The following is a 13,450-nucleotide window of genomic DNA, read 5'->3' as shown; positions in this document are numbered from 1 at the left end:
GGGAAGGTCTGCATTCCGAGGTGAGTTACAAGCGCCTCGAGGAAGACCGCTTCGTGTGGCCACGCCGGCAGCAGGCGGTGATCGGGCTGACGACCGAGCAGTTGCACTGGCTGCTGGACGGTATCGACGTGGACGCCGTGCAGCGGCACCCGTCGCGCAAGTATCAGCACACGGCTTGATTGTCGTTTGGTGTGACGTATACCCAATTGCGCGGCGGCTACACTATCGTTGTTCAGCATGAACGAACACGACTTCTCCCGGTTGCCGCCGGCAGCCCAGGCCTATATCCGCGAACTCGAAGCGCGGGCTACGACGAACGCCCAGCACATCGCCGAGCTGACCGAGCGCATCAAGCTCCTTGAGGAACAGTTCCGCCTGGCGCAGTCCAAACGCTTCGCACCAAGCAGCGAGAAGCTCAAGGACCGCGTGTTCGATGAAGCTGAGCAGATGGCTACCGCGGCGCCGACCGACGACGATGAGGACGACGCGCTCGCGCTGCCGGACACGGGGCTGCCAGAGCCTGACAAGCCCACAGGCCGCAAACGTGGCCGCAAGCCGCTGCCGGCGGAGCTGCCGCGCCAGCGCATCGAATACGACCTGTCCGAGGACCAGAAGATCTGCTCCTGCTGCCAGGGCGCGATGCACCGCATGGGCGAGGAGATCAGCGAGCAGTTGCACATCGAGGTGAAGGTCTCGGTGCTGCAGCACGTCCGCTTCAAGTATGCGTGTCGGCACTGCGAGCGCAACGCCGAACGCACGCCGGTGCTGACCGCACCGATGCCGATCCAACCGCTGCCGGGCAGCAATGCAAGCGCGGCAATGCTTGCGACGGTGACCACCGGAAAGTACGTGGACGGCACGCCGCTGTACCGGATGGAAGACGCACTGAGTCGCGCCGGCATTGAAGTTGGCCGCGGCACACTGGCCAATTGGATCATCCGGCCCGCGCAACTGCACTACAGCCGGCTATACGAGGCGCTGCGCCGCACGCTGCTGTCGCAGCCGTTCATCCACGGCGACGAGACGACGGTGCAGGTCCTGAAGGAAGAAGGCAAGACCGCGCAGAGCAAATCGTACATGTGGGTCTATCGCAGCGCCGAGGACAGCGAACAACCGGTCGTACTGTTCGACTACCAGCCGGGGCGCGCTCAGAAATATCCGCAGGCGTTTCTCGCCGGCTATGAGGGCATGCTGATGACTGATGGTTACAGCGCGTGGCGCACGATCAAAGGCGTCACGCACTTCGGCTGTCTTGCTCACGCCAGGCGGATGTACGTCGACGCGCTCAAGGGTCAAAAGAAACCCGGTGGCCGCGCGCAGCAGGCGCTCGAGTACTTCAAGGCTCTGTATCAGGTCGAAACGCTGGCCAAGGCAGACCTACCCGAAGGTGAAACGCGCATCGACTACACGTACCGGCTGCGTCAGCAGCACAGCGTGCCGTTGCTCCAAGCGTTCAAGGCATGGCTGGACGAGCAGGCGCCGCAGGTGCTGCCCGAGAGCCTGCTGGGCAAGGCGATTGCCTACACGCGAAACCAGTGGGCGTACCTGAGCCGCTACGTCACCGACGGGCAAGCGCCCGTGGACAACAACGTCATCGAGCGCGACATCAGGCCATTCTGTACGGGGAGGAAGTCGTGGATGTTCAGCGACACGGTCGCCGGCGCGAAGGCCAGCGCGATGGTCTATAGCCTGATGCTCACGTGTCGGGCTTGCGGCGTGGAGCCGTATGTCTACCTGCTGCACGTGCTGACCGAATTGCCGCAGCGCGCCCCGGATGCGGACGTCACCGACCTGCTGCCGTTCACCTTCGCGAAACGCCAAAGCGCCGCTGCGCCTGCCGCCTGAACAACGACCGGCCGCAACCAGGGCGCTGATCGGCCATATGGCGCACTCGCCCGTTACGCGGTAACGGGCGAGCATTACCGGCTCGCCTCGAAATAGAGGTCCCATTGCTCTGAATCCGGATCGAGCCGGCGCACGATTGCGTCGTCGGCACGAACTATCAGCCGCTCCAGCATCTGACGCTTCGTTACCGCGTAACGGCGTGCCAGGCGCGCGAGTGCGAGATCCACTTCGCTACTTACCCACAGGTCCAGCCGACGTTCTCCGTTGCCGTCCTTGCCCGCTGTCGCGCGCCTTGCCCGAAAGGCCGCCTGCCGCTGGGCTGTCGTCTGCGCCATCCTGCACTCCTTCGTCCTGGTTACCCGGTAACGTTCCGTAGTGCGTACGTTACGGGGTAACGGCTCGACTCAACAAGGTGTGCTGGAATTAGCGGTTACGAAGACTTCGATTTCGTGCTTGTGCTCGGCCAACCACGCCTTTACCGGCTTGCTGTGATGCACGCGCAGATTGTCCAGGATCAGGTAGACCTTGCGCTTGGTGCCCTTGACCAGCCGTTTCACGAAATTGATCAGGATATCGGAATTGAGCGCGCCGTCGAATACCTTCCAGCGCATCGTGCCCTGGTTGGTAACGCTGGAGATGACCGACAGGCCATGGCGCTCGTTGTTCACCCGTACCACCGGAGTCTGGCCGTGCGGAGCATGGGCGCGCCCGCGTACGTCGTTGCTGCGCAAGCCGGACTTATCGCCCCAGTGGATCTCGGCGCCTTCTGCCTTGGCGCTCGCTACAATGACCGGATATTCCTCATCGAGCCACTTCTTCACTGCCGCTGGCGACTGCTCGTAAGCCTTCTTGATCGGCCTCTGCGGCGTGAAGCCCCAGCGCTCGTGGTACAGGCCTAGGGTGCGCGCAGCGAGTTCGATGCCGTAGCGATCGCGGATCGGTTTCGCCACCGCCTGGCGCTGCCACAGCGGGTACCCCATCTTCATCTGATCGGGCGTACGGTCACGAATCGGGCGCAGCACTTCACGCTCCTGCTCGGCCGTCAACGTGCGCCCAATGCCGCTGGGTCGCCCCCGCCGCGCATTGTCCACCGCCTTCCAGCCACCGGCTTCGTACGCCTTGAAGGCCGCACTCACCGTCGTGCGCGTCAGCTCGCACTGCGCCGCCGTCTCGTTCACGCTCACGCCTTGTAGCCGCATCTTTACCGCTTGCCGTCGCCGTTCGTTCAACGCTTCGACCGACAGCGTTCTCGAGTCGATTTTGTCACGCATCATCTGACTAACTCTCTCGAAAACGTGCAATGGTTGTATGCCGGATCAATAAGTATTCTGGCGGCTTCGCTCAGAACTTATGCCGCAGACCCAGCACGACGCCGGTCTGGTTGTCGCCCGGCACGACATTGACCGGCGCGCCACTGCTGGTGTTAAAGCCGTTCAAGCCCAGCTGTGAGCCACCTTTGTTACGGACATAGCCGACATTGAAGTACATGTCGGTGCGTTTGGAAAACGCGTAATCGGTCGAGGCCACGAACATCAGCGGATCGGCGCTGGAACCCCGCACATCGGTATAGTACGCTGCGCCGGTGAGCGATAGCGCCGAGGTCAGCTGATAGCGCAGGCCTGCCCAATACAGATTGGAGCGCGTCGCGGACGCCGCGCTCGAGATATTACCGTTGAGCCAACGATAGCCGGCGTACAGCTTTGCTGGTCCGATCCCATAGCTGATACCCACCAACGCGCGCCGGTCCTTTTGCCCCTGCGATGCAACGGTCGGCCCCTGGTACTCGTCGTACAGGGCGCCCACGGAAAGCGGTCCAGTCGAATACACCAGACCCGCACTCATCTCCCGGTCCACCTTCGGCTCGCCGGGGACTTCGCCGCCGCCAGTGCGGCCGAAGCTGTACAGTGCCATGGCGGTCACGCCGCCAAACGTACCCTTGTACTTGACGGAATTGTCTGCGCGACCGGCAATGGTATCGTCGCTCTTGTAGAGCGAGTATCGCGGCGCGAAACCCATCGGATCAAACTGAATGGCGGTGTCGTATAGCACCGTGGTCTGGCGACCAAGGGTTAGCTGACCATATGGGCTGGACAGCCCGACCAGTGCGCCCCGGTCAAACAACCGGCCGGCGCTACTCGACTGCGCGGTATCAAGGGCGAAACCGCTCTCGAGTTCGAACACCGCTTTGAGGCCACCGCCGAGATCTTCCGTGCCCCGCAAGCCCCAACGCGAGGTCGACATATTGCCGGCCGACATGCGCACCTGGTTGGTGCCGCCGCTCGACGAGGGCACATTCGATAAATATTCGATGCCGACATCGGCGACGCCGTATAGCGTGACACTCGTCTGCGCATAAACCCCCAATGACAGCGACCCCAGCAGCATGCCAGCGGCGGTCATCCTTCTTCTTTTCATAGCGTCTCCAGTTCGCCACGTTATTGGTATTCGATAGGCACTGAAGTCTAGTGAGGCCAAGCTTACTGCGACATTGCAAGCCGGTTACATTGTTGGCGCGGATGCAACTTGTGCAGCGCGCAGCGGTCCCCCTCCTTCTCACGGAGCTAGCAGGGATGCGCGCTCGTGCTGGGCCAATGGGAAGTAGACGATAGGGGAGTGCGCGATGGCGGGATGATGCCTTGTCATGCTCTCGTAATCTCTGCGACAGGCCGGCCGCCCTAGAATCACAGGCGTTGCCGCCTTGGGCCAACAGGAGCGCCCAATTCTTTCAGGTGCCAGGCAGCATGCTGCGTCATGATGCTGGCCGTCAGATCCTACGAAGACAGCCTGCGTCCACGTCTTTTTTAGGGAGACTTCGATTGAATCTGATCCGAACCAGCTTATCGGCGTTGCTTGTTGGTCTTAGTGCTTCTGCGTTGGCGCACGCCCCCATGTTGGATCTCGATCGGGGCCCTGCCGCTTTCGTGCCCGGTGGCCTGGCCGAGCCGCGTCCTACGGAGTGGTTAATCGACGTCGGGGCGCGGGCCGACGCGACCTGGCGCCGAACGCTTGGCGCGGGGGAGGGGTGTGTGCTGGTTCTGGACAATCCCCGCAATGAGCCAGCCGAGGTCACCATAGTGATTTCCCAGGATGACGCCGGACACGCCATGCCCGGTACGCGCCCGGTATCGCTGCGCATCCCTGGCCATGGTCGTCATGCCCTGACACTGCAGGCCTCTCGGTCGCTCAGCGTGTCCGTGTACGCTGAGAAATAATGCAGCGCCCGTTCATTGCTCGGGCGGCCTGGGTGACGCTGAGCTTGGCAACGCGCCAGGCGGACCCTCAGCAAGCGGGCACTGCATGGGCGCCCGCTTGCTCCGGCCCGTGTCAGGTCGCCCGCTTGCTCCGGCCCGTGTCAGGTCGCCCGCTTAGCCGCCTTCGCGGTGACCTTTGATGAGGGCGTCGTCCAGACGGAACACCTCATTGCCCTTCATCAGGATCTTGCTTCCGTCTTTGGTCTCCATGACCTTGCCTTCTGGCATGCTGACGGCCTTGCCGTACTGGTTCTCCATGCCCATCTTGCCGTCTTTGAAAACGTGGACTTTTGATCCGTCTTTGAGCTCATAGGTTTTCACGACCGTGCTCAAATCGGTCGCGATGGCGGTAAGCGATACCGCGGCAATCAGGCTTGCAACGACAAGTTTGCTTTTCATCTTCAAGATCTCCTTTGGCTCGTTGGCACAGGTTGAGACTGCGTTGGCACACGCGGAAAGCGCGTACCGAAAAGGGGGGACGTCTAGACTACTGCGGTAGCGCCGGTCGGGGCTGGCCGCAGTCACGGTTTTGCCGCTTCGCCTCTCGCGACGGCTTAGATTTGGCAGTATTCGATGGCGCCGCGGCGCCGTTGCCGTGCTTGAATAAGCGGTGCCGGGGGTTCACGGCAAGCGCATACCGCAGGGTTTCCTTGTCCCGCTGCGCTGTACAGTCCAGCGACCCGCTTTCCCATTCATGGTCCACGGCAGGCCACATCGCGGGCGGGGCAGGAGCCCGCCCGCCACCGCACTGCAGCCACCAGTTACTGCTGAGCTCTTGCCTGGGCTCCCAGCCGAGCTGAATGGCGCCAATCGCACCGGGCGCGATGCCCATTGCCGCGCCACCGAGCAGGACCAGCAGCTTTCCGACTTTCATGGATCGTTCCTGAGTTGGCCGGCGACTTGTGCCACGCTGCGCCAGCATGGCACGCAGAGAGGACGCAGGCTAACGCCCCATCAAGCGGGCGCCCCCCAATATGACTGCTTCCACGTGCGTCATAGTGACCATTCTATTTTCCCGCGCGCGGCCTTGGCAGGCGCGATACGAAATGTAATCGCACGGCAAGCTGGCGGTTAACCAGCAGCGGGCCTGCACCTCGCCGGCGCCTCAAATGGGTTCAGAACCAGATTCGCACGCCGGCAACGATTTGCTTGTCGGTGGTCCGCTCCCCGGCAGCACGCGCAAAATCCGCGGTATTACCCAGCTTCTTGCCCCACACCACGCCGAGGTAGGGGGCGAACTGGCGACGGATCTCGTATCGCAGTCGCAAGCCAAGCTTGAGCTCGGACACGCCGCTGCCAATGCCTCGCGCCTCATCGGCCTTGCTATAGGCGTTCGCCTCGAATTCCGGTGTCAACAGCAGACGTTGGGTGAAGCGAATATCGTAGGTCGCCCGCACTCGGGCGGCAGCGCGTCCCGACGACCCCAGATAAGCCGTGGCTTCGATATCAAACCAATACGGCGCCAGGCCTTGCACGCCAAAGGCGCCCCAGGTCCGCGGCGGCCCATTGCCGAAATCCTGACGCACGCCCAGTTGCCAATCCCAGAACGGCGCAAAGGCGTGTCCCCACAGTGCCTCAGCTCTGGCTTCCTCCGTGTTCCCGTACAGACGCGTGCCTTCCGATTTGACCCATAACCGGTTTAGATCCCGACCCACCCAGGCGAGCATGTCCCAGGCGAGTCCAGAGCCGCCAGGTGCCTTGACGTACTCGAGGCGATCGAACAGCACTTGATAGAAGATGTCATTATCGCCCATCGTATCCCCAGGCATGGAAATGCCTCGGTTCGGATCTGCCATCGGCACTGGGGCCTCCTTCACCTGGATGATCGCATTCGCGCCGCCGGGCGCTGGGGCAGATTCTGTCGGACTGACTGCGGGATGGCTTGGCGCTGCCTTCCCGGCTGGAGCTGCGGTCTTTGGTGGCATCGGGGCATCGTGCGCCATACCTGGCATCGGTGTATCGTGTGTCATACTTGGCATCGGCGCCATCGTCTGCGCCGCCACGCTATGGCACTGCGCGCTGGCCAAGAGGGCCAGACTTGCGAGAAGGATGCGACGGTGGTTGGACACGTCAATCTTCCTGGCATTGGCGAAGTTCGACCCGCTCATGCGACCACGACCTTGCGGAACATGCCGGCTTCCATGTGGTAAAGCAAGTGACAATGAAAGGCCCATTGCCCCGGCGCATCGGCCGTCACCAGGAAGCTGACCTGTTTGGACGGCTGGACGTTGATCGTGTGCTTTCTGACCAGCGCCTGGCCTTCGTGATTCTCCAGCTCGCTGAACATCCCGTGCAGGTGCATCGGGTGGTTCATCATGGTGTCGTTGATCAGCGTGATGCGCAGGCGCTCCCCGTAGTAGAGCCGGATCGGTTCGGCTTGGGAAAACTTCTTGCCATCGAGGCCCCAGATGAAACGGCGCATATTGCCGGTCAAGTGCAGTTCCAGCTCCCGGCTGGGCGGGCGCTTGTCGATCACCGGGCCGAGCGTTTTAAGGTCCGCGTAGGTCAACACTCGCCTGCCGTTGTTGCGCAGTCTTGGCCCCGGATCCGACAGCGAGCGGGAAGGGTTCATCGAGCGCATGTCGACCTGTGGCCCCGTGCCAGGCATATTGCCCATCTTGCCCATGTCGTGCCCCATCTCGCCACCGGTTTTCTGCATCCCCGGCTTCGCGTCGGACTTGCCGTGGTCCATGCCGGCCATTCCTGCATGGGCGTCCTTCGCTGGCCCGGACATGGTCGACATATCATGCCCCCCCATGGCGCCCGTACCCGCCTCGGGCGTCATCGGTTGCATCGTGGGTGCGCCACCCATGGACTCCATCCCCATGCGGTCCATGGTCATGGATGGTTTCTGATCCATCTTCATGGCCCCCATTTCCATGCTGCCCATGTCCATGTCCGCCATGTCGCCCATGCCCATATCGGCCATGGTGAGCCAGGTCTTCGGATCGAGCTTGGGCACTTCCGCTTGCATCCCGACTTCCGGTGCGAGTGTCGCCCTGGCGTAGCCACTGCGATCGATCGACTGAGCAAAGATGGTGTACGCCTTGTCGTCCGGCATCTGCACCACTACGTCGTAAGTCTCGGCGACGGCAATGCGGATTTCATCCACCCGTACCGGTTCGACGTCCTGTCCATCAGCCGATACCACCGTCATCTTCATGCCGGGAATTCGGATGTCAAAGTTGCTGGTCGCCGAGCCGTTGATAAAGCGCAGCCGCACGCGCTCCCCGGCTTTTGCAATCGCTGTCCAATTTTTATCCGCGGGCGTGCCGTTGATCAGGTAGGTAAAGGTGGCTCCCGAAACATCGGCCAAATCGGTCGGATTCATCCGCATCTGGTTCCACATCGCGCGCTTGGCCAATGCCTCGGACAGCCCCATTTCAGACACATCTCGGGCAAAGTCGCCTACCGTCGGCATCTGAAAGTTATAGACGTCGCTCATCTTCTTCAGCTTCGCGAACACCATTTCCGGGTTTTCATCCGTCCATTCGCTGAGCATCACGACATAGTCGCGATCGACCTTGATCGGGTCTGGATGCATTGGCTCGATGACCAGCGGTCCGTACAAGCCGGTTTGCTCCTGAAAACGGGTATGCGCGTGGTACCAATAGGTGCCGGCTTGACGCACTTGAAAGCGATACACGAACGTCTCGCCCGGCCCGATGCCGGGAAAGGAGATGCCGGGCACGCCGTCCATCTGAAACGGCAGCAAGATGCCGTGCCAGTGAATCGATGTTTGGGTATCAAGCAAGTTGGTCACGCGCAGCGTGACCTCGGTGCCTTGCTTCCAATGCAGAATCGGCGCGGGGATGGAGCCGTTCACACTGGTGGTCGGCCGGATACGGCCGGTAAACGACATGGGCGTCTCGCCAATGGCCAGGTCAAACGTGGTCCCTGTCAGCACGACCGGATGGTCTTGGTTCTTCAAGGCCCAAACGGCGCGTGGATACGCGCCCAGGCTCGCCAAGCCGCCTCCGGCGATCAGACTTCCCAGCAGTCGGCGGCGGCTCAGTGAGACGGGGCGAAGCATGCCATCGCTAAGGCGTTCGAACACGTTGTCTCCTCGCGCAATGGTGAAACGTCCACTTAGCATAGTGCGCGCCAAGTCGAAGCAAAAGCTCCTTTTACGTCATCAGCATGGCCAAAACATGTGCTATCACCGGTTGCGTCATCGTCGCGTAATGCTCCCGTAAGGTAGTCGCACCCATGCTGTCGTCTGCATCCTGTGGCGCGCGAATTGCTTTCAATTTGGCGGCGTCTCGCACGCTGGTCGAATTTCTTTAGGAGCTTTGCCATGCCCCATCAACTATCTATCTTGTATTGAAGCCTGTCACGCCTGCACAGTCGCCTGTACATCACTGTGCGGCGTCTTGTCTGCGTGACCCAGAGGTTGAGGCCATGAAACGCTGCATCGCACTCGACTGCCGAGACATGTGCTTATGCCGCGGCGATGATGGCGCGCGACAGCCAGTACGCGCGCGCGATATGCGCGCTGTGCGCGAAGGTCTGTGAAGAGTATGGGACGGAGTGCGCCAAGGACGAGGCGCAGCATTGCCAGGAGTGCGCACGTGCATGTCAGGAGTGCGCGCAGGTCTGTCGCGCCATGGCGTAGATCCAGGTAGCCCAAGCGGCTCGATCTTCGACGGCAACGCGTGGCTCGGCGGTGAAGCCATGGCACGCCGCGAACTTGAGCCGTGTAACGGCAGGCATAGCGCGTTGTAGTTCTTTCCCGCGCTAGCGCCAGAGGCCCTCAGCGGTGCAGGCGCCGATGTAAGCCATGGTCCCGACGTCAGGAACGCGTGTTGCCAGCGTGGCGAGAGTCAAGGAGAGGGAGTGTTCCGCAACCCCAGGTATCCGCCCATTGCCGACTATGCCGTCATCGGCAACACGCATAGCGTGGCGTTGGTGAGCACGTCGGGATCCATCGAATGGTGCTGTATGCGTCACTTTGACGACGGCGCCGCATTTTGCAGGTTGCTCGATGCTAACCGTGGTGGCTACTATCAAGTCCGGCCGACGGGTCGTGCGATCAGTTCGCGCTATTACCGGGTACCAGGGGGCGTACTGGAAACCTTGTTCGAAGCCAGCGGCGGGATCATTCGCCTGACCGACTTCATGCATGGCGATCGGCTCGCACGCAGTCGGCTGGACCATGACTCACCCGAGTGCCATCGGCTGTTGTGGCGCATTGATGCGATCGTTGGCGAGGTGAAGGTGGAACTTGTGTTCAGTCCGAGCTTTGACAATGCGCATAAGCTCCACCAGTGGGAAGTCGGTTCGCATGGGTGGCATCGCGCTGATATTCACGCGCCTATTGTTTGGCACCATTCCGCCGTTAGCGGACATCGATCATTTGATCGGTGCGCTCGTAATTGTTGTCGTTGTGTCCACGCTCGCAGAGGTCGCAAGGCTGCTGCGCTGAATCAATGTCGGCTTTGGCGGTTGGCTGATCGTCGCACCGTAGGTGCTCAGCGGCGGAAATTCCGCGGCGGCGGCATTTGGGGGCGCCGCAGGGCTTGCGTTGATCGGATTGAGCCTGCCGCGCGGCTGGCGCAGCTGGGAGCACTATGGTAGCTGGGATCGCCTCATTCGGTAGCGGAATGCGGCGAACTTGCGGCGGCGTCGCCGCCAGTTTGACCGTCAGCCGGCGTGCCATTGTTATCGGACCTCGCCTTCATGCATCATGCCCAACAATCATCTAGCCATCATTAACCTCTCCCGCCTTGACATCCTGATAGCGTCGCTTCAGGCGAACGCCGCCTTGCAACGTCGCCGACTTGTGCGCAGTCGGCCAGCAGCAGCGAAGGATTGGCGGGCGCGCAACTTGCTGGAAGTACAACTCGCAGCGCTCGCCGCCCTACGGGCGCTACGCTTTAGTCTAGTCGAATCGGCAACGGCGCCACGCAATCTTGATGGCGCCGCAATATATAATCAGGCTGCACGGCGGCAGTCTTTGCCCTTCGGAGCACTATGCCCGGTGGTCGCCGTTGTGGCGAATTGCGCCTGACCGGGCGCCGGGCGTTCTTATCCATTTATCAATAACGAATCCACAGCTTTGAATGGAACGGCTGTGCCGACGCTTGTCAGCGTGCCGTGGCGGCCGGCAGCGGGTAACAAGCCTTGTTCCGCAGGGCCCGCTGCCTCGGCGGGACAGCTTAACGCTTGCACGATGGCCAGTCGGCGGCAGTTGGCATCCTGGAACAATGAACAATCGGCACGCCCGCCCGCTTCGGATAGGCGATTTTCGCCATCCAGCCGGAGCAAATGAGGTCGTCGGAAGGGGCGGCCCCACGAGAAACTACCCCGGTTACAGCGGGGCCCCATCGGAAGACGACATATATCTTCCGGCGTTCGCGCCATCGGTGTACGGGTCGAACTTGCCCGCCCTCGCGCCATCGGTGTACGGGTCGAACTTGCCCGCCTTCGCGCCGTCGGTGTACGGCGGCTCAAACTTGCCAGCCTTAGCCATGGCGGGCGCGGCGGAAAGCGCGCCGGCAACGGCAACTGTGGCGGCAATGAGAGCGCAACGTTGGATCGTCATGATTTCCTCCTCCAACTCTACACTCGGCTTCTTCAGCCTTGTAAACAACTCTAGCTGGTCATGACTCACGCAAGCATGATGCTCGCGTTACGAATCTGTCATGCTAGGCGCTGCACAGGGCAGAATTCAAAAATCTCCTTCGCGCAGTCCGCGTTCACGTTCAGGGGCGGCTAGGAGTTTGTCGGATTTTCGGGATCTCCAGTCGTCCGGCGGGACGGGCTGTGCGTTGATAAATTCACAGTTCGCTGAGTGAGCCCATAGATGAGTCGTTCCGTGCCCGTTGATCGTCAGACCGACTATCTGTTGCCACCGTCAGTGGAGGACTGGTTGCCGGAAGGTCATCTGGCGCGGTTCGTAGTTGAAGTCATCGAGCAGATGGACCTGTCGGAGCTGAGTGGGGCATACGCGGGTCGCGGCATGGCAGCGCATCACCCCGAGGTGCTGCTGGGCTTGCTGGTGTACGGGTATGCGACCGGAGTGTCTTCGAGCCGCAAGATTGAGAGAGCGACCTATGACTCGGTGGCGTTCCGCTACATTGCGGCGAACACGCATCCGGACCATGACACGCTGGCGACCTTTCGCAAGCGGTTTGCGAGCCAGTTAGAGAAGCTGTTCGTGCAGGTTCTGCTGATCGCGAAGGAGATGAAGCTGGTCAAGCTGGGCCGGATTGCGCTGGATGGCACCAAGGTGAAGGCGAATGCGAGCAAGCACCGCGCGCTGTCGCACGGGCACATCGGCCGGATCGAAGCGCAGTTGCATGAAGAAGTACAGCAGTTGATGGCGATGGCCGAGAACGCCGATCGAGAGAGTCTTCCGGATGGGATGGATGTACCGGCGGAGATCGCACGGCGCGAAGCGCGACTGAAGGCGTTGGCCGAAGCGAAGGCGAAGATCGAGGCGCGGGCGCAGGAACGGTTCGAGCAAGAGCAGCAGGAGTATGAAGCCAAGGTGGCGCGTCGCGAGGCGCAGCGCAAAAACGGCAAGAAGCCGCGGGGCAAGGACCCGGAGCCGCCGCAAGGCGGTGCCAAGGAACGCGACCAGATCAACCTGACGGACGAAGAGTCGCGCATCATGCCGGTGTCCAGCGGCGGCTTCGAGCAAGGCTACAACGCGCAGGCGGCGGTGGATGTCGAGACGATGTTGATCATGGGCACCACAGTGACCCAGCAAAGCAACGACAAGCGCCAGGTCGCACCGATGATCGACGTGCTGGGGGCGCTGCCCGAGCCATTGGGCCAGCCTGAGGTGTTGCTGGCGGATGCGGGCTACTTCAGTGCGGCCAACGTCGTCACCTGCGAGGCGGCGGACCTCACCCCGCTGATTGCGATCCAGCGCGACGCCCATCATCTGCCCCTGATGGAACGCTTCGCCGACGATCCGGCGCCGCCTGAGAGTACCGATCCGATCGTCAGGATGACACACCGACACAAAACGAAGGCGGGGCGAGCATTGTACGGGCTGCGCAAAAGCACGGTCGAACCGGTATTCGGCATCATCAAGCGGGTGATGGGATTCCGGCAGTTCTCGCTGCGCGGGCTGTCCAACGTCGCGGCGGAATGGTCGCTGGTGGCGCTCGCGTGGAACATCAAGCGGATGAACGTATTACGGGGTGCATAGGGCCGATCAGCGGGCTTCTTGTGCGGTCAAAAAGCACCCGATTGCCTTCCTCATCCACTCTCAAATACCTTCATCGCGTATCACGACTGCGATGAGCCCGCCAACCGAAGCGAACCCCGTCACGACCTGATGTTTTGAATCACGCTTCACCTCAACTCCGACGTAAGCGGGTCGCCAGCACCGTCTGTACTGT

13 protein-coding genes are annotated in these 13,450 nt (G+C 61.7%); 5 read left to right on the top strand and 8 right to left on the bottom strand.

The annotated features are described in order from the left end of the window. The first annotated feature begins 20 nt into the window (after nucleotides 1-20). The gene (tnpB, locus tag CF70_RS38885; RefSeq protein ID WP_160172234.1) at nucleotides 21-179 is read left to right on the top strand and encodes an IS66 family insertion sequence element accessory protein TnpB; all 159 of its coding nucleotides are present in this window, start codon (nucleotides 21-23) and stop codon (nucleotides 177-179) included. Nucleotides 180-237: 58 nt separating this feature from the next. Next, nucleotides 238-1,845: an IS66 family transposase gene (tnpC, locus tag CF70_RS07445; RefSeq protein WP_035862588.1), complete on the top strand. Its 1,608-nt coding sequence runs from the start codon at nucleotides 238-240 to the stop codon at nucleotides 1,843-1,845. Between the two features lie 74 nt (nucleotides 1,846-1,919). Here tnpC and CF70_RS07440 read toward each other — a convergent pair whose 3' ends face one another. The 7 genes from CF70_RS07440 to CF70_RS07405 all read right to left on the bottom strand — a co-directional run bounded on the left by CF70_RS07440 (nucleotide 1,920) and on the right by CF70_RS07405 (nucleotide 9,129). Then, a complete protein-coding gene (locus CF70_RS07440; protein ID WP_035862579.1) occupies nucleotides 1,920-2,180 on the bottom strand; it encodes a hypothetical protein in 261 nt (86 codons plus the stop codon). Between the two features lie 69 nt (nucleotides 2,181-2,249). Beyond that, complete coding sequence (locus tag CF70_RS07435; protein WP_160172233.1) at nucleotides 2,250-3,116, bottom strand: IS630 family transposase; 867 nt, start codon at nucleotides 3,114-3,116, stop codon at nucleotides 2,250-2,252. A 70-nt stretch (nucleotides 3,117-3,186) separates the two neighbouring features. Further along, nucleotides 3,187-4,260 (bottom strand): porin, encoded by a 1,074-nt coding sequence (locus tag CF70_RS07430; protein WP_035862577.1) that lies wholly within the window; start codon nucleotides 4,258-4,260, stop codon nucleotides 3,187-3,189. Nucleotides 4,261-5,210: 950 nt separating this feature from the next. Next, entirely contained in the window at nucleotides 5,211-5,495 is a 285-nt protein-coding gene (copK, locus tag CF70_RS07420; protein ID WP_035862574.1) for a periplasmic Cu(I)/Cu(II)-binding protein CopK, read from the bottom strand. Nucleotides 5,496-5,583: 88 nt separating this feature from the next. Further along, nucleotides 5,584-5,970, bottom strand: a complete 387-nt coding sequence (locus CF70_RS07415; RefSeq protein ID WP_035862573.1) for a hypothetical protein — start codon at nucleotides 5,968-5,970, stop codon at nucleotides 5,584-5,586. A gap of 241 nt (nucleotides 5,971-6,211) precedes the next feature. Then, nucleotides 6,212-7,204 carry a copper resistance protein B gene (locus CF70_RS34185; protein ID WP_035862571.1) on the bottom strand — a complete coding sequence of 331 codons (993 nt, stop codon included), beginning with the start codon at nucleotides 7,202-7,204 and terminating at the stop codon, nucleotides 6,212-6,214. Continuing rightward, nucleotides 7,201-9,129: a copper resistance system multicopper oxidase gene (locus CF70_RS07405; protein WP_035862584.1), complete on the bottom strand. Its 1,929-nt coding sequence runs from the start codon at nucleotides 9,127-9,129 to the stop codon at nucleotides 7,201-7,203. The genes CF70_RS34185 and CF70_RS07405 overlap by 4 nt, the downstream gene beginning before the upstream one ends. Nucleotides 9,130-9,549: 420 nt before the next feature. Here CF70_RS07405 and CF70_RS38880 point away from each other — a divergent pair, with 420 nt between their 5' ends. Both CF70_RS38880 and CF70_RS35745 read left to right on the top strand, forming a co-directional pair. Further along, nucleotides 9,550-9,711 (top strand): four-helix bundle copper-binding protein, encoded by a 162-nt coding sequence (locus tag CF70_RS38880; RefSeq protein ID WP_414629432.1) that lies wholly within the window; start codon nucleotides 9,550-9,552, stop codon nucleotides 9,709-9,711. Between the two features lie 221 nt (nucleotides 9,712-9,932). After that, entirely contained in the window at nucleotides 9,933-10,673 is a 741-nt protein-coding gene (locus CF70_RS35745) for a trehalase-like domain-containing protein (protein WP_152561719.1), read from the top strand. A 733-nt stretch (nucleotides 10,674-11,406) separates the two neighbouring features. Here the strand turns inward: CF70_RS35745 and CF70_RS07395 are convergent. Next, on the bottom strand, nucleotides 11,407-11,640 hold the full coding sequence (locus CF70_RS07395) for a hypothetical protein (RefSeq protein ID WP_035862581.1): 234 nt from the start codon (nucleotides 11,638-11,640) through the stop codon (nucleotides 11,407-11,409). A gap of 261 nt (nucleotides 11,641-11,901) precedes the next feature. Between CF70_RS07395 and CF70_RS07390 the strand changes: the two genes are divergently transcribed. Next, nucleotides 11,902-13,257 carry an IS1182 family transposase gene (locus CF70_RS07390; RefSeq protein WP_035862569.1) on the top strand — a complete coding sequence of 452 codons (1,356 nt, stop codon included), beginning with the start codon at nucleotides 11,902-11,904 and terminating at the stop codon, nucleotides 13,255-13,257. The last annotated feature ends 193 nt before the right edge of the window (nucleotides 13,258-13,450 follow it).

This window comes from Cupriavidus sp. SK-3 (assembly GCF_000611145.1).
Lineage (GTDB): Bacteria > Pseudomonadota > Gammaproteobacteria > Burkholderiales > Burkholderiaceae > Cupriavidus.
The sequence above is the reverse complement of the archived record's forward strand: the minus strand, read 5'-3'. Positions and strand labels throughout refer to the sequence as shown.

Bases quoted from the DNA above. Each gene is read 5' to 3' on its own strand.
- CF70_RS07435 (WP_160172233.1), bottom strand. From the start codon at position 3,116: ATGCGTGACAAAATCGACTCGAGAACGCTGTCGGTCGAAGCGTTGAAC.
- CF70_RS07415 (WP_035862573.1), bottom strand. From the start codon at position 5,970: ATGAAAGTCGGAAAGCTGCTGGTCCTGCTCGGTGGCGCGGCAATGGGC.
- CF70_RS07430 (WP_035862577.1), bottom strand. From the start codon at position 4,260: ATGAAAAGAAGAAGGATGACCGCCGCTGGCATGCTGCTGGGGTCGCTG.
- CF70_RS34185 (WP_035862571.1), bottom strand. From the start codon at position 7,204: ATGAGCGGGTCGAACTTCGCCAATGCCAGGAAGATTGACGTGTCCAAC.
- copK (WP_035862574.1), bottom strand. From the start codon at position 5,495: ATGAAAAGCAAACTTGTCGTTGCAAGCCTGATTGCCGCGGTATCGCTT.
- CF70_RS07405 (WP_035862584.1), bottom strand. From the start codon at position 9,129: ATGCTTCGCCCCGTCTCACTGAGCCGCCGCCGACTGCTGGGAAGTCTG.
- CF70_RS38880 (WP_414629432.1), top strand. From the start codon at position 9,550: ATGATGGCGCGCGACAGCCAGTACGCGCGCGCGATATGCGCGCTGTGC.
- CF70_RS07440 (WP_035862579.1), bottom strand. From the start codon at position 2,180: ATGGCGCAGACGACAGCCCAGCGGCAGGCGGCCTTTCGGGCAAGGCGC.
- CF70_RS07395 (WP_035862581.1), bottom strand. From the start codon at position 11,640: ATGACGATCCAACGTTGCGCTCTCATTGCCGCCACAGTTGCCGTTGCC.
- CF70_RS07390 (WP_035862569.1), top strand. From the start codon at position 11,902: ATGAGTCGTTCCGTGCCCGTTGATCGTCAGACCGACTATCTGTTGCCA.
- tnpC (WP_035862588.1), top strand. From the start codon at position 238: ATGAACGAACACGACTTCTCCCGGTTGCCGCCGGCAGCCCAGGCCTAT.